25 protein-coding genes are annotated in these 24,389 nt (G+C 71.2%); 12 read left to right on the forward strand and 13 right to left on the reverse strand.

Annotated features, from left to right (window positions below):
• Positions 1-20 precede the first annotated feature (20 nt).
• The 3 genes from GXP76_RS03715 to GXP76_RS03725 form a co-directional block, all read right to left on the reverse strand.
• Entirely contained in the window at positions 21-200 is a 180-nt protein-coding gene (locus GXP76_RS03715; RefSeq protein ID WP_277992962.1) for a hypothetical protein, read from the reverse strand.
• 33 nt (positions 201-233) lie between these two features.
• A complete protein-coding gene (locus tag GXP76_RS03720) occupies positions 234-680 on the reverse strand; it encodes a nitroreductase family deazaflavin-dependent oxidoreductase (protein ID WP_242569948.1) in 447 nt (148 codons plus the stop codon).
• Positions 681-776: 96 nt separating this feature from the next.
• Positions 777-1,211 carry a VOC family protein gene (locus tag GXP76_RS03725; protein WP_242569949.1) on the reverse strand — a complete coding sequence of 145 codons (435 nt, stop codon included), beginning with the start codon at positions 1,209-1,211 and terminating at the stop codon, positions 777-779.
• A gap of 232 nt (positions 1,212-1,443) precedes the next feature.
• Here GXP76_RS03725 and GXP76_RS03730 point away from each other — a divergent pair, with 232 nt between their 5' ends.
• Complete coding sequence (locus GXP76_RS03730; RefSeq protein ID WP_374359755.1) at positions 1,444-1,959, forward strand: tyrosine protein phosphatase; 516 nt, start codon at positions 1,444-1,446, stop codon at positions 1,957-1,959.
• Between the two features lie 45 nt (positions 1,960-2,004).
• Entirely contained in the window at positions 2,005-2,160 is a 156-nt protein-coding gene (locus tag GXP76_RS03735) for a S1 RNA-binding domain-containing protein (protein WP_242569951.1), read from the forward strand.
• A 102-nt stretch (positions 2,161-2,262) separates the two neighbouring features.
• On the opposite strand, the gene GXP76_RS03740 is transcribed toward GXP76_RS03735, so the two are convergent.
• From GXP76_RS03740 to GXP76_RS03750, 3 genes are all read right to left on the reverse strand, one after another.
• On the reverse strand, positions 2,263-4,152 hold the full coding sequence (locus GXP76_RS03740; RefSeq protein ID WP_242569952.1) for a LamG-like jellyroll fold domain-containing protein: 1,890 nt from the start codon (positions 4,150-4,152) through the stop codon (positions 2,263-2,265).
• Positions 4,153-4,330: 178 nt separating this feature from the next.
• On the reverse strand, positions 4,331-5,011 hold the full coding sequence (locus GXP76_RS03745) for a class I SAM-dependent methyltransferase (protein WP_242570002.1): 681 nt from the start codon (positions 5,009-5,011) through the stop codon (positions 4,331-4,333).
• 64 nt (positions 5,012-5,075) lie between these two features.
• Entirely contained in the window at positions 5,076-6,158 is a 1,083-nt protein-coding gene (locus tag GXP76_RS03750; protein WP_242569953.1) for an epoxide hydrolase family protein, read from the reverse strand.
• A gap of 143 nt (positions 6,159-6,301) precedes the next feature.
• On the opposite strand from GXP76_RS03750, the gene GXP76_RS03755 reads away from it, so the two are divergent.
• The gene (locus tag GXP76_RS03755; RefSeq protein ID WP_242569954.1) at positions 6,302-6,784 is read left to right on the forward strand and encodes a MarR family winged helix-turn-helix transcriptional regulator; all 483 of its coding nucleotides are present in this window, start codon (positions 6,302-6,304) and stop codon (positions 6,782-6,784) included.
• A gap of 53 nt (positions 6,785-6,837) precedes the next feature.
• Here GXP76_RS03755 and GXP76_RS03760 read toward each other — a convergent pair whose 3' ends face one another.
• Positions 6,838-7,656: an XRE family transcriptional regulator gene (locus tag GXP76_RS03760; RefSeq protein ID WP_242569955.1), complete on the reverse strand. Its 819-nt coding sequence runs from the start codon at positions 7,654-7,656 to the stop codon at positions 6,838-6,840.
• Entirely contained in the window at positions 7,653-8,453 is an 801-nt protein-coding gene (locus GXP76_RS03765; protein WP_242569956.1) for a peptidoglycan-binding protein, read from the reverse strand. The genes GXP76_RS03760 and GXP76_RS03765 overlap by 4 nt, the downstream gene beginning before the upstream one ends.
• A gap of 300 nt (positions 8,454-8,753) precedes the next feature.
• Between GXP76_RS03765 and GXP76_RS03770 the strand changes: the two genes are divergently transcribed.
• The 4 genes from GXP76_RS03770 to GXP76_RS03785 all read left to right on the forward strand — a co-directional run bounded on the left by GXP76_RS03770 (position 8,754) and on the right by GXP76_RS03785 (position 14,053).
• Positions 8,754-9,209: a peptidoglycan-binding protein gene (locus GXP76_RS03770; RefSeq protein ID WP_242569957.1), complete on the forward strand. Its 456-nt coding sequence runs from the start codon at positions 8,754-8,756 to the stop codon at positions 9,207-9,209.
• Between the two features lie 494 nt (positions 9,210-9,703).
• Positions 9,704-10,378, forward strand: a complete 675-nt coding sequence (locus GXP76_RS03775; protein ID WP_242569958.1) for a hypothetical protein — start codon at positions 9,704-9,706, stop codon at positions 10,376-10,378.
• Between the two features lie 601 nt (positions 10,379-10,979).
• Positions 10,980-13,400 carry a sensor histidine kinase gene (locus GXP76_RS03780; RefSeq protein ID WP_242569959.1) on the forward strand — a complete coding sequence of 807 codons (2,421 nt, stop codon included), beginning with the start codon at positions 10,980-10,982 and terminating at the stop codon, positions 13,398-13,400.
• Positions 13,397-14,053, forward strand: a complete 657-nt coding sequence (locus GXP76_RS03785; RefSeq protein ID WP_242569960.1) for a response regulator transcription factor — start codon at positions 13,397-13,399, stop codon at positions 14,051-14,053. The genes GXP76_RS03780 and GXP76_RS03785 overlap by 4 nt, the downstream gene beginning before the upstream one ends.
• Positions 14,054-14,178: 125 nt before the next feature.
• Here the strand turns inward: GXP76_RS03785 and GXP76_RS03790 are convergent, their stop codons facing one another.
• Complete coding sequence (locus tag GXP76_RS03790) at positions 14,179-14,802, reverse strand: maleylpyruvate isomerase family mycothiol-dependent enzyme (protein WP_242569961.1); 624 nt, start codon at positions 14,800-14,802, stop codon at positions 14,179-14,181.
• A gap of 186 nt (positions 14,803-14,988) precedes the next feature.
• Between GXP76_RS03790 and GXP76_RS03795 the strand changes: the two genes are divergently transcribed.
• Complete coding sequence (locus GXP76_RS03795) at positions 14,989-15,588, forward strand: TetR/AcrR family transcriptional regulator (protein WP_242569962.1); 600 nt, start codon at positions 14,989-14,991, stop codon at positions 15,586-15,588.
• A gap of 12 nt (positions 15,589-15,600) precedes the next feature.
• Here GXP76_RS03795 and GXP76_RS03800 read toward each other — a convergent pair whose 3' ends face one another.
• Positions 15,601-16,620 (reverse strand): SMP-30/gluconolactonase/LRE family protein, encoded by a 1,020-nt coding sequence (locus tag GXP76_RS03800; RefSeq protein ID WP_242569963.1) that lies wholly within the window; start codon positions 16,618-16,620, stop codon positions 15,601-15,603.
• 171 nt (positions 16,621-16,791) lie between these two features.
• Between GXP76_RS03800 and GXP76_RS03805 the strand changes: the two genes are divergently transcribed.
• The 3 genes from GXP76_RS03805 (at position 16,792) to GXP76_RS03815 (ending at position 20,581) form a co-directional block, all read left to right on the forward strand.
• The gene (locus GXP76_RS03805) at positions 16,792-18,597 is read left to right on the forward strand and encodes an NAD(P)/FAD-dependent oxidoreductase (RefSeq protein WP_242569964.1); all 1,806 of its coding nucleotides are present in this window, start codon (positions 16,792-16,794) and stop codon (positions 18,595-18,597) included.
• Between the two features lie 46 nt (positions 18,598-18,643).
• A complete protein-coding gene (locus tag GXP76_RS03810) occupies positions 18,644-19,597 on the forward strand; it encodes a phosphotransferase family protein (protein WP_242569965.1) in 954 nt (317 codons plus the stop codon).
• A gap of 105 nt (positions 19,598-19,702) precedes the next feature.
• On the forward strand, positions 19,703-20,581 hold the full coding sequence (locus tag GXP76_RS03815; protein WP_242569966.1) for a S1 family peptidase: 879 nt from the start codon (positions 19,703-19,705) through the stop codon (positions 20,579-20,581).
• On the opposite strand, the gene GXP76_RS03820 is transcribed toward GXP76_RS03815, so the two are convergent.
• Positions 20,560-21,264, reverse strand: coding sequence for a 2-phosphosulfolactate phosphatase (locus GXP76_RS03820; protein ID WP_242569967.1), 705 nt, complete (start codon positions 21,262-21,264; stop codon positions 20,560-20,562). The genes GXP76_RS03815 and GXP76_RS03820 overlap by 22 nt on opposite strands.
• 101 nt (positions 21,265-21,365) lie before the next feature.
• On the opposite strand from GXP76_RS03820, the gene GXP76_RS03825 reads away from it, so the two are divergent.
• Entirely contained in the window at positions 21,366-22,019 is a 654-nt protein-coding gene (locus GXP76_RS03825) for a GntR family transcriptional regulator (RefSeq protein WP_242569968.1), read from the forward strand.
• A 24-nt stretch (positions 22,020-22,043) separates the two neighbouring features.
• Here the strand turns inward: GXP76_RS03825 and GXP76_RS03830 are convergent, their stop codons facing one another.
• Positions 22,044-22,844: a carbon-nitrogen hydrolase family protein gene (locus GXP76_RS03830; RefSeq protein ID WP_242569969.1), complete on the reverse strand. Its 801-nt coding sequence runs from the start codon at positions 22,842-22,844 to the stop codon at positions 22,044-22,046.
• A 39-nt stretch (positions 22,845-22,883) separates the two neighbouring features.
• The gene (locus GXP76_RS03835; protein ID WP_242569970.1) at positions 22,884-24,248 is read right to left on the reverse strand and encodes an MFS transporter; all 1,365 of its coding nucleotides are present in this window, start codon (positions 24,246-24,248) and stop codon (positions 22,884-22,886) included.
• Positions 24,249-24,389 lie beyond the last annotated feature (141 nt).

Raw genomic sequence — 24,389 nt, forward strand, 5'->3', positions numbered from 1 at the left:
CCCGGCCGCCGGCACGCCGTTCACGCTGTGCCGCACGCGGTCGGCGTGACGCGTGGTGCGGACGCCGGCGCCGTCGGCGTCGCGATGCCGGTGGGGCCGGGGTCGTAACCCCGGCCCGGCACACGGAACTTGCGCACCAACTCGCCGAAGAGGATCGCCGTCTCCGTCGGCATGTCCTCGGCGAGGCCGTATCGCGGCATGGCCCGCGACGCGGACTTCGCACCGCCGTGGAGTCAGTCCTGCGGGGTGAGCAGGACGACCGGGATTTCGCGTGCGGTCTTCTGTGCGTACTCGTCGTACAGCGGGAAGACGCGCGCCATCTGGGGCCAGAGACGCTCACGTTCGGCCGGGGACGCGACCCGGGCGCGAGCGGTGAACCGGCGCCCGCCGACCTGCACTCCGACGCTCGGCTCCGACTGAAGGTTCTTGAACCACGCCGGATCCTCGTCGGCGCCGCCTTTGGAGGCGACGACGACGAAGTCCTCGCCCGAGGTTCCGTAGATCAGACACGTGCGGCGCGCGATGCCGGTCCTGCGTCCGGTCGTGGCGAGCACGAGCGTGTGGACGCCGTTCGACTCGTGTCCCTCGGTGCCGCCCGAGGCGAGATACGTACGGGTCTGCTCGGCGACCCAGTCCCACTGCGAGTCGGTGGCGTGGTCGAGGTCATCGGCGACAGCCATGACGGTCGGTCCTTTCCGGAAGGGATATCTGTACGGAGATCTGAACTGGGATCCTGAACTGAATCCTGTACTGGACATGCTGCCGGGCGATCCACTTCAGTGGAGCTCCTCGACCAGCCCGATGACGATGCCGTCGGGGCCGCGAACGTAGCAGTACCGGTAGATGTCCTCGTACTGCGCCACCTTGCCCACGAGTTCGGCGCCGTGGGCGCGCAGGCGGCCGAGGACGTCGTCGACCGCGTCGACGGCGAACGTGAGGCGCGGGATGCCCGGGGTGTTCATCGGCGCCCTCGGGGCAGCGCCGGTGGCCACCGGGGTGCGGAACGCCGACACCTCGATCCGGCTGTGGCCGTCCGGGGTCCGCAGGACCGCGATGTCGGCTCGGACGCCGTCCAGCCCGACGAGTTGGTCCGCCCAGTCACCCCCGACTTCCGCCTCGCCTTCGAGTTCCAGGCCCAGCTCGATGAAGAAGGCGATGGCAGCGGCGAGATCCTCGACCACGACGCCGGCGTGATCCATCCGGTAGATCATCGTTCCTCCTGTGTCCCGCGGCCCGCTCCGGCCGCTCGTGCCCCTGGGACGGAGCCGGCGCGCCGTTCTCGACACAGCAGCCTCTGTGCCACAAGGCGCGGGGGCGGACCCGCACCGGAGTCTCGCCGATGTGGCCACGCGGCGGCCCCGCTCCGCGTATCGACCACCCCCCACTGACCGTCCGGTCACCCACCGATGCCCACCGACACCACCGATCGGAAGTGCTGCTGACATGCGACCCACCCTGTTCACAGTTGACGTGCCCGGCCCAGGGCGACTGAGCACCATGGCCAAGCCCAGGGGCGGGGACTGGCTCGGGGACGAGATGAACGGACTGAGCACGGCGGGTGTCGACACCCTGGTGTGCGCAGTCACCCGGTCCGAACTCGACGAACTCGGGCTCGGGGAGGAGGACCGAGCAGCCGCGACCGCGGGGCTGCGATTCGTCGCCATCCCCATACCCGACCGCACCGTCCCCGATCTCGCCGTGGTTCTGCCCACGCTTCGCGACCTCGCCGAACGGCTGCGCGGGGGCGCTCATGTCGTCACCCACTGCCGCTTCGGCATAGGACGGGCGTCCCTCCTCGCCGCCGCGCTCCTGATCCTCAACGGTGTCGATCCCGACACCGCGTGGAGCCGGCTCGAACGGGCCCGGGGCCTCCCGGTCCCGGACACCGCCGAACAGCGGGCGTGGACGGTGGAACTGATCGGATACCGGCGTGATGGTGACGAGAGGGCTCGACAGTGAGCACGGGCAGGGCGGTGTGACTCAGGTCCTGGAACTCACAGCTGAGTGCCGGACGGGTCGGACGCCGTCCGGACAGGCGACGAGGTCACGGTCGTCGTCACCGCGATCGACCGGGAGCGGCGCAGGCTCCTTCTCTCCCGGCGACAAGGCTCACCCCAACTCCCCCTCGTCGCAGGGAAAGCACCACCTCCGGCCCAGTGAGCCCAAGCGGTCACCGCAGATCCTGGACACAGGACGGTCCTGGGGGATTCGGGCCGAGGTGGCGCCGCTCCCCCAGCCGGTGGGAGCGGCGCCGGGCCCCCGTTACTCGGCGGGCAGCAGGAAGTCGGCCGGTCTCAGTGCGCGGTCGACGATGCGGGTGTCGCCGATCCAGCCGTAGAAGCCCTGGCCGAACTTGTCGTCGAACTGGGTGCCGCCGATGGCGAACGGCTTGCCCAGCGTCGCGATGCCGGTGGCCCGCTGGGTCGGGTTGCGGGCGATCCTGGACCCGTCCACGTACATCACCGTGCGGCGGCCGTCGTTGACGACCGCGATGTGTGTCCAGCGGCCCACGGGCAGGGCGTGGCTCCACGATGTGGGGTCGGCGTCCTGGACGTGCGGGTAGAGGACGAACTGCAGGAACCGTTCCGGTGTGACGTTGAGGCTGCACGTCGGCTCGTCCGTCGACCAGCCCGTCGTCTTTCCGGCGTCGCCGTTGCGGCCCTCCCAGCTGAGGATGCCCATCCAGGCGTGGTCGCCCTCGTAGGGGTCCGGCAGCTTGATGAACGTCTCGATGGTGAAACCGGACGTGAACCGGGCGCTGTTGAGCGGGGCCGTGGCGCTCGTGGTGAGTACCGCGCCCCGGTCGGGTCCCTTGCCGCCGTCGAAGCGCAGACTCGCGTGGGCCGGCTGCTGGGCGTGGTGGTCGGCGGAGCGGGTCAGTACCTCCGGCGCGCTGTCGTGCAGGAGTTGTACGCGCAGGTCGTTGCCGTGGCCGGAGAGGTCGCGGGCCACGACTCCCCCGCCCACCACGGATCCCGGCTTGCCCGCCCCGGCGAGGCCGTCGGCGTCGAACCGCCAGTACGCCACGGTTCCGCGCGGCATCACGCGGCCGGCCGGGCGCGGCTTCGGCGGGACGAGTCCGTCGAACCCCTTGAACCGCTCGGCGAAGTCGATGTCGAGGCTGAACCGGTCGACCGGGCCGGTCAGTTCGACCGTCTCGGCCTCCAGCGGCGTCCGCTTCCGCGGGTCGCGGCGCAGGAACCACGGGGAGAACGTCTCGATGTCGACGACGTCGCGCGTGGTGTCGAAGGCGTAGAGCCGGATCATCCCCGCGCCGCCGTAGTAGCGGTCCTGGTAGTTGGTGATGTGCACGTGCACGTCGTGGCCGGCGTCGTTCTTCAGGACCGTGCGGCCCGAAGGCCAGTAGTGCCCGCCCAGCGCGAGGAAGATCTGGTCGTTGCCGCGGATGAGGCGGTCCCAGAGCCGCCGGCCGTGGTCCGACAGCTGTGCCTCACCGTTGTCGTCGGCCCAGGCGATGTCATGGGTGGTCACCACGGCGGGCATCGTGGGGTGGTCGTCGAGGACGCCCTGGGCCCAGGCCAGGGCCTTGTCCGAGGCGCGCCAGTCGAGGGCGAAGACCAGCCAGCTCCGGCCGGCCGCCTTGATCACGTGGTAGCTGTTGTAGCCGCCGGGGGAAGCGCCGCCGAAGGTCGGCATGGCGGTGTACCGGGCGGGGCCGAACGCCTTCAGGTAGGCGGAGTTCCCACGCTGGTCGTCGGTGCTCCCGTCGATGTCGTGGTTGCCGGCCAGGACGCTGTACGGCACCTTGCCGTGAATGGTCCGGAAGGTGTCGGCCGCGAGCGCTATCTCCTGCTCCGTACCGTGCTCGGTCACGTCGCCGAGGTGCGTCATGAAGGCGATGTTCGCCTCGGCGCGCTCCGACACGAGGTAGTCGAAGGTCTCCCGCAGGGGCTTGGGGTCGGCGCTGTCGGCGTCGAAGAGGTACTGCGTGTCGGGCAGCACCGCGAGCGCGAAGCGCGGGCTGTCCTCGTCGTAGCGGCCCCGCCCGGAGGAGGCGGGGCCGGGCGCGTGGGGTGCGGCCTGGGCCGACTGCGTGCCCAGGACCGTGGCGGCGGCCCCGACGGCGGGGGCGGCGATCGCCGCTTGCAGCAGCGACCGGCGGTCCGGACCGGATGTGGTGGACTTGGTCATACGATCTCCCAGCTCTGGGCACCTTGCGTGTCCGTGGGGATCGTGTGCCTCTCCGGCGACCGCTCGACAAAGCGCTACTGAACACCGGCCGTCGCGGACCGGTCCGGAGTCTCGGTGACGGTACGCCGGCCGCGGGCCCCGGGCGCTGTGCGGTGTCGGGACGAGCGACCGCGGCCGCTCAATTACCGCCGGCCGGCCGGGTCGATCCGGCGCCCCGGCGACGCGCGAGGATCATGCCGCCGAGCCTGCTCTCGGCCGAGGTGACAGTCGTGTGCGACTCGACGGCGAAGCCGGCTTCGTCGAGCCATGTGATCAGTTGGGCGTGTTGCCGCCGGTGGACATGGACGTTCATCGGGTGGCCGCCGTAGCCCTCGGTCTTCACCTTCGCCTCATCGCCGACGTGGAAGGCGAGCAGCAGCGGCCCACCGGCCCTGACGACGCGCTTGAAGTGCGCGAGAACGCGCCCGATCTCGTCGTCGGGGACATGGATCAGCGAATACCAGGCGATCAGGCCGGTCAACGAGTCGTCGGCGATGGCGAGGTCCGTCATGGAGCCGAGAGCGAACGGGAGATCGGGGTGATCACGCCGGGCCACCTCGATCATGCCGGGCGACAGGTCGATCCCGAAAACATCCACGCCCGACCGGTGCAGGTGAGCCGTGATCCTCCCTGTCCCGCATCCCACGTCGGCGACTCGCCCGCCGCCCTGGGCCCGCACGAGGTCCGCGAACCTCGCCAGGAAGGCGCGTTCCTCGGGCGCTTCCTCCAGGATGTGACGCGTCAGGTCCGCGTAACTGGCGGCCACGGTGTCGTAGGACGTCCGTGTGTCGTGCAGCCAGCCGTCGGTATGCGGTTTCATGTCCACGGCCGCAGGCTACCCATCCGTGCGCGGCCGCCGGAGGTCCGGGGATGCCCGGGTAGTCCTACGTGATGCGGGCGAGGAAGAACTCCCGGACGTCCCCGGCGAGCAGTTCCGGCACCTCCATGGCGGCGAAGTGGCCGCCGCGGTCGAACTCCGACCAGTGCCTGATGTCGTACAGCCGCTCGGCCAGCGGTCGCACCGACTGCGTGATGTCGTACGCGAACACCGCCACGCCCACCGGTACCGGGCACGGCTCGGTCCGCCGCGGGGCGTCGTGGTGCAGGCGCGCCGAGGAGGCGGCGGTGGCGGTCAGCCAGTACAGCGAGATGTCGGTGAGCATCCGCTCGTCGCTGATCGGCGAGCGGGGGTCGGTCCACTGGGCGAAGCGCTCGGCGATCCAGGCCAGTTGACCGACCGGCGAGTCGGTCAGCGCGTAGCCGACGGTCTGCGGGGTGGCGGCCTGCAGTGCCTGGTACGGCGGGCGGTTCGCCATCAGCTGCCTGACCTTGTCCAGCCGGGCTTCGTCGGTCGCGGACAGTTCGACGCCGGCGTCCGGAACCGGCCTGGTGGGCAGGTAGTTGACGTGCACCCCGACGACCTGCTCGGGTGCCACCGCGCCGAGCGCCGTCGAGATGCCGGAGCCGAAGTCGCCGCCCTGCGCGCCGTAGCGCTCGTACCCGAGACGGCGCATGAGCTCGGCCCAGGCGCGTGCGATCCGGACGATGTCCCAGCCGCGCTCGTGAGTCGGCCCGGAGAAGCCGTAACCCGGGATGGAGGGAATCACCAGGTGGAAGTCGCGCGACAGCGGTTCGATCATGTCGAGGAACTCCAGGAACGAGCCGGGCCAGCCGTGGGTGAGGACCAGCGCGAGGGCGTCCGGTCTCGGGGACCGGACGTGGACGAAGTGGATGTTCTGGCCGTCGATCTCGGTGGTGAAGTGCGGAAGCTCGTTGAGCCCGGCCTCGTGCTCGCGCCAGTCGTAGCGGGTGCGCCAGTGGTCGGCCAGTTCTCTGAGCCGGGCCAGGGGGAAGCCGTAGTCCCATCCGGCATTGGCGACCTCGTTGGGCCAACGAGTGCGGGAGAGACGGTCGTTGAGGTCGTCGAGGTCGGCCTGGGGGATGTCGATACGGAACGGCTTGATCATGATCTCTTCACTCCAGGGCGTCAGTGGGCATCCATGGGTTCGAGTGATCCGCGTCGTGTGGCACGAGATTGTTCGTCACACCAACGTTCTCTCGTCGGCGACGATAGTTTGTTGGTGGGACTAACGCAACGTACGATCTCGGCATGAGCGACAGCACGCCCGACAGGGTGAGGCCGACCGACCGGCCGGCCACCGCCGCACGGCTGCGGAATCTGGGCACCCGGCTTCTGTCACTGGCCGCGATCCAGTCGGATCGCCTGGTGAACGAGGAGTTGGCGCGCGCGGGCGCCCGCAAGTGGCACTACGCGGTGCTGGCCACACTGGAGGAGTTCGGACCCGCCAGCCAGTCGGAGCTGAGCCGGCGTACGGGAATCCACCGCAGCGACATGGTCGCGGTGATCAACGAGCTGGCCGATCACGGACGGGTGGAACGCTCACCCAACCCGGCCGATCGCCGGCAGAACGTCATCGCTGTCACCGAGCGGGGCCGCGAGCTGATACTGCGGCTGGACAGACTGCTCGCCGAGGTGGAGGACGAGGTACTCGCGCCGCTGAACCCGTCGGAACGCGCGCAGTTGACCCGGCTCCTCACCACCCTGGTGGATCACCACGGCCACCAGATGTGAACCGGCTGGGCGCATGGCGTGGGTCGAACCGGCTGGGGTGCGTGCGGACCCGTCTAGCCCACGCGGGCCTCGACGCACTTCCGTTCGCCGGCGGCGGACGCGGGGAGGAAGCAGGACCGGACGGTGTCTCCGGGGTTGACCGCGGTCATCTCGGTGTGGACGTAGTTTTCCGCGTCGGTGGTGTCGTTGATGCGTACGTCACGCGTCGGGCCCGCCGCCGTGACCTCCACCCGGTCACCGATCCGGGCCCCCCACATGCGGGCCCAGGCCGCACCGCACTTCTCGCTGTAGCGCAGCTCCACCTGCGCGCCGGTGGCGGTGCGGTACGTGGTGAGGGTGCCGGGGCCGACGGCGCAGATCAGCGGCATCGGGTCCCGGCCCTCACAGGCGGCTCCGTGGCACTGGGGGCCCAGAGTGTAGGGGGCGGAGGCCGGCCGCGGTTCGTCCGCCGAGGTGTCGCGGTCCGACAGCAGGAACACCAGTGACACACCACCGACGATCACGGCGTAGGCCGACACCAGCACCAGCGCGAGCCGGCCCCTGCGGCCGCGCGGCTGTCCGGGCGCGGCGGGCCGGGGCGGTCCGGGCGACTGTGGCGGCGCTTCCTCGGCGGCGGGGGCGGGGGACGCCGCGCGTCCGCTCCAGCCGGACTCGGCTATCTCCCACAGGGCCGACACCCGCCCGGGCGGCTCGTTCGCGAGTCGGCACAGCTCTCGCACGGCCTGGAGAGGGGGCAGGCTCTTGCCGTTGAGGTAGCGCTCCCAGGAGGACTTGCTGTACGGAGTTCGTTCCGACAGTGCTGCCAGGCTCAGACCGGTACGGGCGCGCAGCTCGCGCAGCGCCGCCGCCAACCGATCGTGTTCAGCGGTCACTTGGACGCCGCCTCCCGCAGGGATTTCCAGGTGTGCGGACCGATGACACCGTCCACGACCAGCCCGTCCCGCTTCTGCAGGCGCACGACGGCGCGCTGTGTCTCCGGGCCGAAGATGCCGTCGATGTCGCCCGGCGAGACGCCCGCCCGGCGCAACAGGCACTGTGCCTCGGCCACTTCCCGCCCGACGTGTGTGTACGCCAGCATGGTGTCCGTGGTGTTGCTGTGGCCCGCGTACCAGCGGCCGTCGTGCCGCTCCAGTCGGCAGGTGTAGGCGATCGGTATCAGGGTCTCCGACACGACGGCCGGGGTCCCCGGGCCCGTACCGGCACGGTCCGCGAGCTGGGCGCGGGCGTCGGCCAGGCGTACGGCCAGCAGGAACACGGCGGAGACGGACAACACCAGGGCCACTGCTCCCGCCGTGACCGCGGCGCGCAGATAACGCCGCTGCTGCTCGGTGGGAGCGTGGAGAGCCGTCACCGGGGTGCCCTCCGGGGCGCTCTCCGACACGTCGGCGGTGACCGGGTTCCCCCGGGCCCAGTGTTCGGCCGCTGTCTCGTGCAGCGCCAGCAGCCGGTCCGGATCCTCACCGCCGATGCGGGCCATCGCCTCGACGGCCTCCCGGGGCGGCAGCGACCTGCCGTTCAGATACCGCTGCCACGATCTCGCGCTGTACCCGGTTTTCACACCCAGTTGGCGCGTGCTCAGCTCCCCGCGGTCCTTCAGTCCGCGCAGTCGCACGATCAGCTGGTGCACGTGTGGGTGCAGTTCGGCGGGCAGCGGCTTCCAACGCGACATGTATCCCCCATTCGCGTTCGGGACCGCCGGTCCGGCCCCGTCTTCCGGGCTCATTCTGCATCATCACGGCGCCTGCCCAGGCGGGGCCCCGCCCCGGACGGAATCGGTGTCCCCGTTCGCGGTCGTCCCGCCGTACGGACTCGACGGGTGACGTTCCAGCAGGTCAGGGCGTGGGACGTCTCAGGATGACGTCACTTCCCCGTCGACTGTGGCCGGGCATCGCGCCGAACCAGCAGTCTCGTGGCGGAACCGGCCCGGCGCGGACGGCTCCGCTCAGCGCACACCATGAAGGAGAACAGCATGCGAGCTCTCACGAAGGCACTCGTCGGTGTCACCACCGCCGTAGGGGTTGCCGCCGGGGGGCTGGCCCACGCGGGGGCGGCCGTGGCGGCTCCCGCACCGACCCAGCAGCGGACGGCTGGCACAGAGGTCACGCCACTCGCCGTGGTCAACCTGGGACTGAGCACCGCCCAGGCGAAGGACTGGCAATGCCAGCTGCGCGTACTGGGCTACAACACCGGGACGCCCGACGGGCGACTGGGCACGAGCAGCTGGAAGGCGGCGCAGCGGTACTTCAACGACCTGGGCCTCAAGGCCGGCACCCCCGACGGGGTGGTCGGAGCGAACACGGTCATGGCGCTCCAGCGTTTCCTGAACATGAACCTCAAGGAGAACCTGGCCGTCGACGGCGCCCCGGGCGCACGCACCAAGGCCGCGTTCGCAAAGTACGCCAACCTGCTCTCCAGCGTCTGCTGAGCGGATCTCAAGGAGACGGCTCCGAGGAAGAACGCCTCGCGATGGTTGATACCGGCCATCGCTTCCTTGCCGGCCGTGCCGTTGTCGCGGACAGCGAACCCACCCGTGAAGTGCCGGCCCTCTGGCGTTCGTTGACGGCCGATGAGCCCGTGGTGAACGGCGACATCGACGACGCGTCCCGGAAGACGACCGACGGTTGGCGGTCCGAGACCACCGCGGTCGACTCCACCGGCGCGACGGGGGCGCACCATTCGGACCGGTTTCGACGGCACTCTCCCGACCGAGGCGATCGCCGCGTACGAGCCGGTGGACGCCGGACATCCCGTCGTCCACGCGGGCCTTCAGCCGCCGTCCACCAACTCGCCGGGAGCCCGGCGCCGGGTCTCGGTGAAGCGCCGTCGAGATGAGGAGCGCAAGGGGCGCCTGACGGCGCCGCGTCTCCCGGCACTCCCGGCCGAACACTGAACACAGAAACGCAAGAAGGAGCCCATCGGGTGACCAGTACTTTGAAACTGCGGGCGCTGCGGCGGCTGCGGACGGCTCCCGGCGGGCAGTTCGACTGCCAGATCGACTTCTCCGACGGGTCGGGCGCCTCGCGCCCGGTCGCCCATGTGGAACGCGAACTGCCGCCGGGCGGCATACCCGCCTACCTCGCGGCCCGCAAGAGCGGCGCACGCTCGTTCGTGCTGTGGGCGGACGAGGAGCGTCGGGGGCGGGTCGTCAGCCTCGTCACCCTCACCGCGGGCCGACGGGCGCAGTTCGAGGTGCTCGGCCCGGGGGGCGAGTCACTCGGCAGGATCACGCGCGACAAGGCGTTCAGCCGGGGCCTGCGCACTCGCTGGACGGTGAGCCGCCCCGCCGCACCCGACGCCGTGGGATACAAGGGCCGGCTCTGCTGGTGGTGTCTGTGGTGGCTCTGCACGCCGCTGTTGCCGTTCGTCGTCATCGTCCCGCTGTTCAGCGGCGGCATCGGCGGTGACTTCCCGCGTGGCCCCCGGCGCATCAAGTGGCGCGCCGGCGGACGGATACCGCTGGAGTTCAGGTCCTCCGGCGACACGCTGCGCATGAAAGCACCCGACCTCGACTGGCGGCTCGGAGCGGCCCTCGCGGCCCTGATTCCTTCGTTCGACGGCTGGATCGGGGATCCGTGGGACAGCCGGACGGACTGATGTCCGGGAGCGAGGCCCGAGTGACGCGCCGGCGGACCGTTCTCGCCCCAGTCCCGCGGCCTCGTGCCACCACGGGACACGGGCGAGTGGGACGGCGAGCGGCCGCATGGCGCCGGTCCCGTTCCCGTGTCCCGCATCGGCCTCACTCGGGGCCCGCGGGACGGTACGGAGCTGCGTGGCGGACCACTTCACCCGCTCGGCGCCGTCGAGCCACCATGAGAACGAATCCAGGACTCCGGACAATCGGCGCCCGGCCCGCTCCCGGTCCTCCAAGGCCGTCCCGGCCGGCCTGCGCAGAGCGGTCTTCGTGGTCAGGAGCCGGCCCGGCTCGGAGATGTCATCCATCGCCCTTCGCTGTCGTGGCACGGGCCCCGGGCCCGGGCGGGGAGTCGCCGCTGTCGCGTTCCCCGGGTCGGTCATCTGATTCGGCACCCTGCGCATTCGTTCATCGACGGCTCGCCCCGTTCGCCGGACGCGCTGCCTCGCATCCGACCCGGCTCTGTCACTGCCCGTGCGACAGGCACAGTAGCCCGGTCCGGTCACGGAGTGTGCCGGTCGTTCGACCCACAAGGACCGGCCGTCGCACCCACCGGAGAACGCTGTGACGGGAGACGCGGACGAGGGCGCCGAGACGGCTGAGGTCCGCGGGTCCGGCGAGCGCCTGCTGAACGTGACCGTCGAGCGGTACGGGGTGTGGCTCCGGTCCGCCGTGGTCGGCCTGTGCGGTGCGCTGGGCATCGTCGCGGCGGACTCGACGGAGATCTTCCCGGCGCTCTCTCTGCTGGTGCCCGCCCTGATCGCGTGCGGTATCCGGCTTTACGGGCTGCGCCATCCGCTTCCGTTGTCCCTGCTGGGGGCGTCGGACGCCTCCGTGGTGGTACTGACGGGGCTGTCCCAGCCGGTTCTCGGCGGCGCCGGCGCGAATGTGATGGTGGAGGCGATCGTCGCCATCTGCGCCATCACCTTCCAGCAGGAGTGGGCGGTGCGCCCCGTCGCCGGCGCGGGCCTGGCCGCGCTCGGGGCGGCGGCCTGCGCGCTCGGCGACGTGCTCTCCTCTCCCGGGCACCTTGCGGAGCCGGCCCCGCTGGTGCGCCTGCTCTTCGTGGCGGGCCTGTCCAGGGCCGCCTACGTCGTCGTTCGCACTCGGGTCAGGGCAGCCGACCGGGCGGCCGCGCTCAGAGCGGCGGCCCGGCGGGAGGCCGCTGTGGCCGCCGCGCGAAGGGCGACCGAGCGCGAGTACCTGGCGACCTTGCACGACACTGCGAGCGCGACGCTGCTGATGGTCTCCCAGGGCGTGGGCCGGGACTGGGCATGGCTTGCGCCACGCGCCAGACAGGATCTGGAGGCGCTGTCCACCGTGCCCGGATTCGAGACGGGGCGCGTCGACCTCGCCGAGCTGCTCGGCTGCGTGACCGGGGGCGAGGGGCGGGCCATGGTGCGGCTCAGGACACGCGTCGAGGGCCCGCTCACGGTTCCGTCCGGTCCTGGGCTCGCGATATTCAACGGGGTCCGGGAGGCCGTGACCAATGTGGCACGCCATGCCGGAGTCCGCGAGGCGGAGCTCACGGCATGGGCGGAGGCGGACGGCGCGGTCGTCGAACTCTCCGACGCGGGGCGGGGGTTCGACCCCGAGTCCGTCTCCGCGCGGCGCAGGGGCATCTCCGGTTCCATCATCGGCAGGATGCAGGCGGTCGGCGGCTCGGCCACGGTCACCTCGCGTCCGGGCACCGGGACGCGCGTGCGGTGGAACTGGCACGCCCGGCCTCGTACCTCCCAAGAGTCGGAGCTGTCACAGGCATCCCGGGCGGGGGACGGCGCGCAGGTGAAGCGTGTGCCGCGAACGCCCCCCGCCGCGGCACAGCCCACGGTCGCCGGCCGCCTCATCCGTGGGCAGTTGCTCCACGGGGCCCAGCTGGCCGCGCTGTTGATCAGTCTGCTGTCGCAGTTCACCCTCTCGCTGAACCAACTCACGACCTACCAGAGTGTGTACCGCCCCGCGTGGGCGCAGACGGCGGCCTTCGTCTGCCTCACCGTCGTCGCGGCGACCGGGGCCACCTTTCTGCTGCGCGGCAGGCCGATCCCGCCGCGGGTGCGCGGTTGGGGTCTCGCCGCGGTGCTGAGCGCTTCGGCGACATGCGCGTTCACCCTCCCTCCGGAGCGGTTGACGGGTGCGGAGGACTGGGCGTTCGGACTGGTCGGCTGGCATGCGCTGTATCTGCTGGCCGACCTGCGGGTCAGGGTGTTCGCGGCTTTCCTGGGGGTGCACATGGGGCTCAACGCGACCGCTGTGCTGCTGTTGGGGGCGCCGGACGCCGCGGAGGTGGCGGCGATGGGGATCGCGGCGGTCTCCAACTGCGGCTTCCAGTTGTCCGTCGGTGTACTGACGCGCCTGCTGCACGGTGCGGCGCTGACTGCGGGCACCGCGGCGGCGCGGGAGGAGGAGCTGCGTACCCGGGAACGCGTCCACGCGGACATGCAGCGCGACCACAAGGAGCGCTACCGCGCCCTGACGGCGACGACGGTTCCCCTGCTCGTCGGCCTCGGGCACGGTGTGCTGAGCCCGCACGACGACGATGTCAGGCTGCGCTGCGGTGTGGAAGCCGCGCGTATGCGCCGCCTGTTCGCGGAGAGCGACGCCGTACTGGACCCGCTGCTCAACGAGTTGCGGGCGTGCGTCGAGGTGGCCGAGCACCAGGGGGCGACGGTGAGTCTGGCCGTACGGGGCCGGCGGGGCGAGGTGCCGGTCGAGATACGCAGGGAGTTGATCGACCCGGTGGCGGTGGTGATGAGTGGTACCCGTTCGGTCGCACGGGTGACCGTCGTGTGGACGCCTCGCTCGGTGCGCGTGAGCGTGATCGGCGAGGGCCGCACCGACGGCGGCGGCCTTTCGGAAGAGGCCGCGCGAGCGCACGGCCGTGACATGGACGCGAAGGTGACAGTGACCAGAACGGCGCGGGGCGGAAGTCTGTGGGTGGAGGCCAGCTGGACACGGCCCACGACGAAGGGAGTTGACCCGGCATGAGGGACGATGCACCGGTCAGCGTGGTTGTCGTCGACGACCATCCGGCCATCCTCTCCGGCGTGGAGGCGTGGTACGCCGCGTCGCGGCGGCCGATCACCGTGGTCGCGGCGGGCTCCTCCGTACAGGAGGCGTGGACCGCGCCCGGCAGCATGGCCGATGTCGTCGTCCTGGATCTGCAACTGGGGCAGGGCGGCCCCGCCTTCGGCAGCCTCCGCGGACTCGTCGACGCCGGGCGGCAGGTGGTCGTCTACTCGATGCGGGACGACGAGAAGACGGCGCTCAACTGCCTGGACCTGGGAGCGGCGACCTTCCTGACCAAGAGCGAGGGCCGACAGCACCTGGTCGAGGCGACACTGGCGGCAGCCGACGAGCGGCCCTACATGCCGCCCGCGCTGGCCGGCGCGCTGGGTACGAACGCCCGCGCCGACCGCCCCCAGCTCTCCGTACGCGAGGAGAACGTGCTCATCGAGTGGTTCCAGTCGGAGTCGAAGGAGCTGGTCGCGCAGCGACTCGGGATCTCGGTACGGACGGTCAACTCGTATCTGGACCGGGTACGGATCAAGTACGCGAACGTCGGCCGCCCCGCGCGCACCAAGGCGAGTCTGGTGGCCCGCGCCGTCCAGGACGGGCTGGTCGACGTGGACGATCTCTGAACGCGGGAACGACCGTGCGCACCCGCAGCGGTTTCGACGAGGGATTCGCCTCCGCCAGTCGGGCGCGCACGTCGCTGTTGTGCCGGTCGGCCGTCCGGGAAGGTTCCGGGCCGCCCGTCAGATCGTCAGAGCGCCGCGGCCAGCGCGGTGAGTCCCGGTCCGTCGAGGTCGTCCAGGGCCACCCGCCGACGGGAGACGGCCAGGAGCAGTGAGAGCGCGGGCCCGCGCACCTCCGGGCCTTCGCCGATCGACACGTCGGCGTCGGTGGCCGTCAGCCGGGTGCGTGCCACGAGTTCCCTGGCCCCGCCGAAGGAGTCGGAGGTGCGGACTTGCAACCGCAGCGACCTGACCACCGCCTCGCTCGGGTAGGAGTGCGAGAGCCCCAGCGGCCGGCGGATGTCCTCGCCGTGCACGATCTCCTCGACGAGCCGGCTGTCGAGGGGCGCGGGCGGGGTCGAACGGCGCGACGCCACCCTGCGCAGCCGCTCCAGCGTCTCCCGCGGCGAGGCGCCGCGTTCGCGCGCGACACCGCGGGCGTTCAGCCGGTCGAAGTCGAACCGCGCCCGCGCCAGGCCGGCCAGGAAACCCAGGCGCGTCGTGCGGGCGGTGTCGGCCAGGTGGGCGGCCACGTCGTGCACGGTCCACCCCGCGCAGAGCGACGGCTCCTCCCACCGCTCGTCGTCGAGGCGTCCGAGATCACCGATGAGCGCCGCACGCTCCGCGTGGACCAACGGCCAGACATCTCCCACAGCTTCCTCCACAGGTCGACCAGAGCGTCTGCCAGGAGAGACCGGCCACGTGCCGGGAACTCATCGGCCGCCTTCGCAGCAGTCTCCGGCCTCGCGTCCACGGGCGGGCGGTTCGCCGTGCCGGCACGGGACGCCGGCCGAGTGACCGGTACGGGCTGCCCCGCGTCCCGCCGTTACGCTGTCCGGATGACCCAGCACCCCACGTCGGACGCGCGGAGACCCGCGAACCGGGGGCCGAAGGCCGCCGCCGGCAACCGGGCCGCTCTGGTCGCCGCCGCACGGGAGATCTACGCGGTGGACGGGCTGGACGCCCCGCTGTCCAGGATCGCGCGCAGGGCCGGGGTCGGGCAGGGCGTGCTGTACCGGCATTTCCCCGACCGGGACTCCATCGCGTCCGCCGTCCTGGAGGAGAACGTACGCCAGGTCGAGGAGGCGGCGGCCGGGGAGGGCGCGAGCTTCGCGGGAGTTCTGGGAGTGGTGACCTGGCATCTGGTGCAGTCGGCCGCTTTCATCGGGCTCCTGCACGCCGACGGGGCGAACGGCCGTTCTCACGCCCACGCGTTGGCCCCGGACCTGTCCGAGCGGTTCGCCCGCGCCCTGCGGGGGTGTCTGCCCGACGGCCACCGCCTGGCCGCCCCCGACGCGCCGGACGACCTCATGCTGGCCGTCGCCATGGTCTCGGGAGCCGTCATCGGTCCCACTCCCGAGGAGCGTGAGCGCCGGGCGCTGGCGGCCTGGCGGTTGCTCGGCATCACGGTGGGACCGGTGGCGCCCTTCCAAGGATGAGGGCGGGTGGCGTCAGCCGCCGTTGGACTGCCGTACGCCCTCCGCGAGCGCTTCGAAGGTGTAGAGGTATCCACCGGCGGGCCCGCTGACGGTCATGTACGCCCTGGTCCCGCCGGGTGTGATCGCCACGTTGGTCGCCGACTCCAGTCCCCCGGCGCGGGCCGGGACCTCCACCGTGGCGAGACGTTCGCCGTACTTGTCGTACACGGCCATCGCGGGCCGGCCGTGCAGGCCCTGGTACAGGTTGCCGTCCGCGTCCACGGCGATCGAGTCGGTCTGGGCGATGCCGCCGTCGACACGGACGGCCGTGTGACGGCCCGCCGCCCCGGCCCGCTGGACGACGGGCAGGTAGGAGATCCGGTTCTCCGTCAGCTCGCTGATCCACAGACCTCGGTAACCGGTGTCGAACGAGATGCCGTTGACCGCGGCGAGGCCGTCCGCCAGGACGGTTGCGTTCCCGCCGTCGCGGTCGATGCGCACCACGCGTCCGCGTGCCTCACCCTCGGACATGCCGAGGGAGTCGCTGACGTACAGGTTGCCGTCCCGGTCGAAGGCGATGTCGTCGGGCCTCATCCGGGCGCCGTCGACCTCGCCGGTGAACAGGGTGCGCCGGTCGGCGCCGTCGGGGGCCAGGGTGACGATCTCGCCGTGGGCGAAGTCGGTCAGGTGGAGCCGGCCGTCGTACGGGCTGAACTGGGCCGAGGTGTACGCGCCCCGGTCGTCGGTGAAGACCGTCCGCACCGTCTTTTTCCGGACATCCACGCTCATGACTTTGGGCTCCCCGGCGGGTGCGGTGACGTCGACGACGATCAGCCTGCCGTCCTCGCCGAAGACCGGGCCTTCCAGCAAGGTCATTCCGGTCTCCTCGTGAACCGTGGTCAGTCGCATGAGCTTGTGGGCGGTGACCGTCCTGCCCGGGCCGGTGGATGCCGCCCCGTCGCCGGGGGTGTGCCGGTCGGTGCCGCATCCGGCCAGGACCAGCACGCCGAGCGCGGCGAACGTGGCAAGGGACCGGTTCCGGAGTCGTCGCATGGGGGGTCGCTCTCTCTGTCCGAAGGTCGTCGTACCCCCGAACTCTAACCGGACATCACTGTCCGGTTGTTTGTTACGGTTCCTCAAGGCCGTTCACCGGCACGGCAGTTCAGCAGGCCGAGGACTGCCGGCCCCTACCGATCAGATGGACAGAAGAGAGGCACCCCCCACATGACGACGACATCCCCCCAGGCGCCCACGCCCGACGAACTCGCCGCCCTGCGCCTGCGCTACCGCCACGAGCGTGAGCGGCGCGTGCGGCCCGACGGAGCGGGTCAGTACCGCGGCGCGGAAGCCGAGTTCGGCTTCTACGCCGACGATCCGTACGTCGGCGAGGTGGCCGGGCGAGACCCCTCGCGGGACAGGGTCGACGTCGCCGTCATCGGCGGCGGGTTCGGCGGGATCCTCGCCGGGGCGCGGTTGCGGCAGCGGGGTGTGGAGCGTGTCCGCCTCATCGACAAGGGCGGTGACTTCGGCGGCACCTGGTACTGGAACCGGTATCCGGGCGTCCACTGCGACATCGAGTCGCACGTCTATCTGCCGATGCTGGACGAGACCGGCTACGTACCGGGGTGGAAGTACTCCCCCGGTGAGGAGATCCGGCTCCACGCGGTACGGATCGCGCGGAAGTTCGGCCTGTACGCGGACGCCCTGTTCTCCACCTCGGTCACCGCGCTGACCTGGGAGGAGGAATCCCGCTCATGGATCGTGGACACGGACCGCGGCGACTCGTTCCGGGCCACGTACGTCGTCACCGCCACCGGCCCGCTGACCGAGCCGAAACTGCCCGGGATTCCCGGCATCGAGGACTTCAAGGGGCACACCTTCCACACGTCCCGGTGGGACTACGCCTACACCGGCGGCACGCCGGACGGCGGCCTGACCGGGCTCGCGGACAAACGTGTGGGTGTCGTCGGCACCGGCGCCACCGGTGTGCAGGTCATTCCGATGCTGGCCGCGGACGCCCGGCATGTGCACGTCTTCCAGCGCACCCCCTCCACCGTGGACGTACGGGGCAACCGCCGCACCACGGCGGCGGACGTCGGCGCGGAGCGCGACGGCTGGGCCCGGGAGCGGCGGGAGAACTTCCTGCGCATCGTCTCGGGCGAGAAGTACGGGGAGGACCTGGTGGCGGACGGGTGGACGTCGTCGGCCGGCCTCCTGGAGAAGCTGCTGCCGAGCTTCCGCCGCTCCGGCGACCGGGACGCCTTCGAAGCCGCGTACGAAGCCGCCGACGCCGCCAAGATGAATGAGGTGCGCGCCCGCGTCGGGCGGACGGTCACCGATCCGGCGACCGCCGAGACGCTCAAACCCTGGTACCGGTACGCCTGCAAGCGCCCCGCCTTCTCCGACCTGTACTACCCGGCGTTCAACCGGAGCAACGTCACCCTCGTCGACACCGCGGACACCCATGGCATCGAACGCGTCACCGAGACCGGCGTCGTGGCCGGCGGCACCGTCCACGAACTCGACTGCCTGATCTTCGCCACCGGATTCTCCGTCGGTGTCTCCGGCATCTGGTCCGGGAAGCTCCCCGTCCACGGCCGGGGCGGAACCCGTCTGCTCGACGCGTGGGCACGGCACGGCATCCGCACCCTCCACGGGATCACCAGCAACGGCTTCCCGAACCTGATCCAGATGGGGTCACTGCAGAACGCCAGCAGCGTCAACTTCACACACGTCCTTGACGAGCAGGCCGTGCACGCCGCCGCCCTCGTCGCGGCGGCCGAGGCCAGAGGCGCCCTGATCGAGCCTTCCCGGGCGGCGGAGGACGCCTGGATCGCCACCATGGCGCGGGACGCACCCGACCACGAGTGGTTCCACGCCGAATGCACTCCCGGCTACTACAACCGGGAGGGGCGCGGCCGCCCGAACGGTCCGACCGCCTACCCGCACGGCGCCCGCGCCTTCCACGAACTCCTGCGCCGCTGGCGCGAGGAGTCCATCGACGAGGTGTTCGGGCAGGCAGTCGCGTAGGGAAAAGGTTTCGCGCGTGCCGTCGTCCGGATGATGAGGTGGCACGGTGACCGACCACGACGAGACCACGGCCGTGCGCCCGTTGACACGGGCCTGGGTGGGCCGGCACCTGAGGGCGGGCGAACGGATCGTCGGGACCGAGGCGCTGCACGGCGGCATCACCGCGGAGATGCGCGGGCTGACCATCGGTGCGCGGGGCGGCGGCACGCGGGAGCTGGTGCTGCGGACGTTCGTCGGCGTGGAACACGCCGGTCACGGGCTGGAGAGGGAGGCCGGCGCCCTGGCCCTGCTCGCGGGGACCGGTGTGCCGGCTCCCAAACTCGTCGCGGTCGATCCGACCGCCGCGCACTGCGAGTATCCGTCGCTCCTGATGACCCGTCTGGCGGGCCGGACGGTCCTCGACGACACGGGACTTGAGGCGCGCGTGCCTCTGCTGGCCCGTCAGCTCGTGGCGATCCACGCGCTGCGTCCCGCCGAACGGCCACCGAAGTACGAAACGTTGACGACCGCCGACACCGTCGTGACTCCGCGGGGCGCCGTCACGGCGGCCTGGGCCGCTGCGATCGACCTGATCCGCGGGCCCGCGCCGGCCTATGAAGGGCGTTTCCTGCACCGGGACTTCCACCCCGGCAACGTGCTGTTCGACGTGCCGCCCTCAAGGCCGGCGGATGCCCGGATCAGCGGCGTCGTCGACTGGGTGGGGGTCTCCTGGGGCCCGGCGGATCTCGATGTGGCGCACTGCTCCACCAATCTCGCGCTGCTGCACGGCCCGGCGTGGGGCCCGCGGTTCACCCGGGCGTACGAGGAGGCCGGCGGGGTCCTCGCCGCGGCCCCGGCCGAGCGGCTGTACTGGCTGGTGCGCGACGGGCTGGCGTTCTCGGAGGAAGTGGCGCTGGTGTCGCGGCCATGGCGGGAAGCGGGAAGGACTGAGCTGACGGCGCGAGCCGTGGAGGAACGGCTGGACGTCTACCTCACCGCCCTGATGAACGCGCCGGGCTGAGACAGGACGGTCCCGGTCGGCGGAATCCCCACCTTGTCGGCGGACATGAGGCGGTGAAACATGAGCGGACCGGATTGATGAAGGCATGACATAACGGAGGATCCCGTGAACCGTACTCCCGCTCCCCGCGCACGACTGGTCGCCGTGGCTTCCGGGCTGCTGGCCGCCACCGTGCTGACCGCGCCGAGCGCCAACGCCAACGGGTCGGGCGCGAGAGCGGCCACCGCGGCGCAGCTCACCGCGGCACACACCGCCCTGGCACGTGCGGACGTCGCGGGCAGCGCGTGGTACACCGACACGGCGAGAGGCACCGTGGTGGTCACCGTGGACAGCACGGTCGACTCCCGCGAGGTCGCCGCACTCACCAGAGCGGCGTCGACTCCGGCCGGGAAGCCCGAGATCAACCGCGCCACCGGGGAGTTCACCAAGCACGTCGCGGGCGGCGAGTACATCCAGCTGCCCGGCGGTTTACGCTGTCTGGTCGGCTTCAACGTGCGCGACAGCGCGGGCGTCAAGTACGCCCTGACCGCGGGCCACTGCACGAACACCGGCGACGTCACGAGCATCGGCACCACCGTCGGCTCCAGTTTCCCGGGCAACGACTACGCCATCATCCGCTACGCGAACCAAAGTGACGCCGAGGGCTCCGTCTACCTCTGGAACGGCACCTACCAGGACATCACCAACGCCGGTGCCGCCGCCGTCGGACAGCGGGTCAGCACCGTCTCCCCCACGACGGGTCTACGCAGCGGCACCGTCACCGGCCTGAACGCCACGGTCAACTACGGCAGCGACGGCATCGTGTACGGACTGATCCAGACCAACCTCTGCTCCGAGCAGGGCTCCAGTGGCGGCCCGGTCTTCGCGGCCACCCGGGCCGTCGGCCTGATCTCCGGCGGCAGCGGCAACTGCGCCTCGGGCGGCACCACCTTCGCCCAGCCCGTGGTCGAACCCCTCTCCGCCTACGGCGTGTCCGTCTTCTGATTCCTGCCAGGCACGGCGTGCGGACGGAGGACCATGAGCGAGTCCTCCGGGGCCGCCACCATCGCGAAGGGGAACCGGTCGAGCTCGAGGCAGAGTGCGACGTCATCAGGATGCGCTCCTTGACGCACACCCCGCGCGAGCTCGACCGCCGCGCGCGACTCGCCGGCGCGGCGCAGGAACCCGGCCGCGTCCGTCGCGGCGCCGGCGGCCCGGCGGGCGATGTAGTGGGCGCACGCCAGATCCTCCTCGGCGTGCCCGTCGTCGCCGGTGACGACGAACGTGACACTTCCGCACGCGCGTGTCCGCAGGAGCCGGGCCGTCGCCCCGGCCACCACGAAGGAGGCGCACAGCACGAGTGACGCCTCCTTGACCGCGAGGGCGCCGACCGTACCCGCGGTGGTCTTCTGCACGACGGTCCGTCCGCCGAGGTCGACGGACCGCAGCAGCCCTGGTGAGTTGACGGCGTCGAACCCGGCAGCGCGCGGACCGTCTTTCAGCGCGACCCAATCCGGATGGCGGGCCTTGAGCGCCAGGGCTTCGTCCAGCGACCCGGCGAGGACGATCTTCTCCACCCCCTGGCCGAAGGCCAGGGCAGCCACGGTGAAAGCGCGCATGACGTCGACCACGACCGCCACGGCCGGGGTTTCGTCCAGCTCGGCGATGCCGAGGAAACGTGCGTCCATCCGGTCATGATCGCGCATGCCCGACCTGTCGGGGGGACGGCCGGTGGCGGGACGGAATCGGGCGCCACTCTGTATACTTACTGTATGCAACCATTGGGGTCATGGGGGAAATCATGACGTCGGAGCGGACGTCGGGCCGGGAGAAGGCGTACGCCTTCCTCAAGGAGAACGTTCTCACCGACCCGGACCGGCAGGGCGAGTTCCTCTCCGAGCAGGAGCTCGCCGACCGCATCGGAGTCTCCCGCACCCCCATCCGTGAAGCGCTGCTGCTCCTCGCGGCCGAGGATCTCGTCCGGCTGGTACCCAAACGCGGGGCTCAGATCGTGCCGCTGTCCGGGCGGGAGATCACCGAGGTGATGGAGCTGCGCGGCATCGTCGAACGGTACGCGGCGGAGCAGGTCATCCCCCTCGGGGACCGGGAACTCATGTCGCGGCTGACCGAACTCCTTGAGCGTCAGAGCGCGTTGAGCGGGCCCGAGCACGCGAAGGAGTTCATCGCGGTGGATCACCTCTTCCATGCGACGATCGTCGCCGCGGCGGGCAACTCCCTGCTCAACCGGCACTACGACGGGCTCCGCAGCCGGCAGATCCGGGCGGGCGTGGTGGCTCTGTACAACCAGCAGGGCCGCCAGGACGCGGTGCTGACCGAGCATCGGGCGATCCTGGCGGCGATCGCCGCCGGTGACCCGCGCGCCGCGCGCCTCGCGATCGACAGTCACCTGGAGACGACTCTCAAGGTCCTGCTGGCGGGCTGAGCCCCGCCGCGGGACGGCCTGGCGTCAACCCAGCGGCAGGCGGCGATTGGACAGTACCGGTACGGCCCGCCGGACCGCGGAGACCTCGTCGGGGTCCAGGTCCGCCAGCAGCATCCCCGGCCCTTCTCCGAGGCGTTGCCGTACGGTCCCGTCGGGGCCGATGACCGCGCTGTGGCCGATACCGGTGGGGGCGTTCGAGGTCGCGGGAGTGCCGGAGGCCGCCGGGTCCGCCTGGCCCACGGCCGCGAGCCAGAGGGTGGAGTCGAGGGCGCGGGCGCGGATGAGCAGTTCCCACTGCTCGCGCTTGCCGGGGCCCGCGCCCCAGGAGGCGAGGAGCAGCGAGAGGACCGCTCCGGCGTCGGCGTGCGCCCGGAACAGTTCGGGGAAGCGGACGTCGTAGCAGGTGGCCAGGCCGATACGGACGCCGTCCACGTCGACGGTGACGACCTCGGAGCCGGGTGCCACGGAGTCGGACTCGGCGTAGCCGAAGGCGTCGTAGAGATGGATCTTGTCGTAGGCGGCCTCGACGCCGGGGCCGGTGGCGAGCAGGGTGTTGGCCACTTTCCCGTCCGGGGCCGGGGTGAACATGCCCGCGACCATGACGAGTCCGGTCTCTTCGGCGATCTGCCGGACGGCGGTGGCCCACGGGCCGTCGAGAGGTTCGGCCAGCGGCGCCAGAGGGGTCCCGAAGCAGGCCATCGCGGCTTCGGGGAAGACGACGACGCGGGCATCCGCGTCCGCCGCCCGGTGGGCCTGTTGGCGGAGGAGTCCGAGGTTCTGCCCGGGGTGGGGGCCGGTGGTGATCTGGCTCAGCGCGATGCGCACGGTGCGGCTCCTGTCTCGCGTGCGGGTGTCGGAGGGGGGTCAGTCGGTCGTCGTGGAGGGCGCGTCGTGCTTGGTGAGCGTGCGGGCGGGCGGCTGCGCGGAGGCGTCGTCGGCGCTGTCGCCGGACTCGTCCCCGTCGCGGCCCAGCAAGAGTCCGGTGATCGTGACCACCGCGGTGCCCGCGACGTAGAGGGCGAGCGGCACCCAGGAGTCGTAGGCGTCGAGCAGCGCCGTGAACACCAGGGGCGCGACGGCCCCGCCGATGACTCCGGCGAGCGTGTAGGCGAGTGAGGAGCCGGTGTAGCGCAGCCGGGGGGAGAACTGTTCGGCGATGAAGGCCGCCTGCGGCCCGTACATGAACGAGTGGATGGCCAGCGCCACCACCACGCCGAGGGTGAGCAGCGGCCAGTTCCCGCCGCCGGTCACGGAGAAGAACACGAACGGCCACACTCCGGCGGCCAGTGCCGAAAGCCCGTACAGCAGACGCCGGTTGACGCGGTCGGAGAGAGCCCCCGCGAGTGGGATGAGAAAGACCTGGAAGGAGGATCCGATGAGTACGGCGGCGAGCGCCGCGCCGCGGGACATGCCGAGTTCGCCCGTCGCGTAGGTCAGGACGAAGACGGTGAACAGCGCGTACAGCACATCGGGGGCGACGCGGCTCAGGATCGCGGCCACCAGTGCGCGGGGGTGGGTGGCGAACACCTCGCGGATCGGGGCCGTGGGACGTGTCTGTTCGGCCTCCATCGCCTTGAAGACCGGGGTCTCCTCCAGCTTGGTGCGGATCCACAGCCCGAAGACGACGAGCACGCCGGAGAGCAGGAACGCCACACGCCAGCCCCAGGAAACGAACTGGTCCTCGGAGAGCAGCGCGCCGAGGGCCGCGAGGACGCCGTTGGCCATGAGGTTGCCGGCCGGGGGGCCTATCTGGGCGGCGGAGGCGTAGAAGCCGCGCCGGCGCGGATCGCCGAACTCGCTGGACAGGAGTACGGCCCCGCCCCACTCGCCGCCGACACCGACGCCCTGGGCGAAGCGGAGGATGACCAGGGCGATGGGAGCGGCCACGCCGATGGTGGCGTAGGAGGGCAGCAGACCGATCAGGAGCGTCGCGACGCCGATCAGTACGAGGGTCGCGATGAGGACTTTCTTGCGGCCGATCTTGTCGCCGAGGCGGCCGAAGACGAAACCGCCGAGCGGGCGGGACACGTAGCCGACGGCGTATGTGGAGAAGGCCAGCAGGGTGCCGGTGGCGGGGTCCTCGGAGGGGAAGAAGACGTCGCCGAAGACCAGCGCCGCGGCGACGGAGTAGATGGCGAAGTCGTACCACTCCAGAGCGGTGCCGGTGAGGCTGGCGAAGAACGCGCGGCGTACGGCGGACCCGCCGTCACCGCTGGTGCTGTTGTTCACAGTGCTTGTTCCTTTTTGAGGGGCTCCGGGTGAAGGACAGCTGTCGCCCTACCGGCATACTTCTTGTATACAGGTCGTATGCGCAACCCTTCCGCGCATATTCGACCTCGCCGGTACCCCGATCGATACGGAGAGACACCC

The sequence above is a fragment of the Streptomyces sp. NP-1717 genome, from assembly GCF_022695985.1.
Classification (GTDB): Bacteria; Actinomycetota; Actinomycetes; order Streptomycetales; family Streptomycetaceae; genus Streptomyces.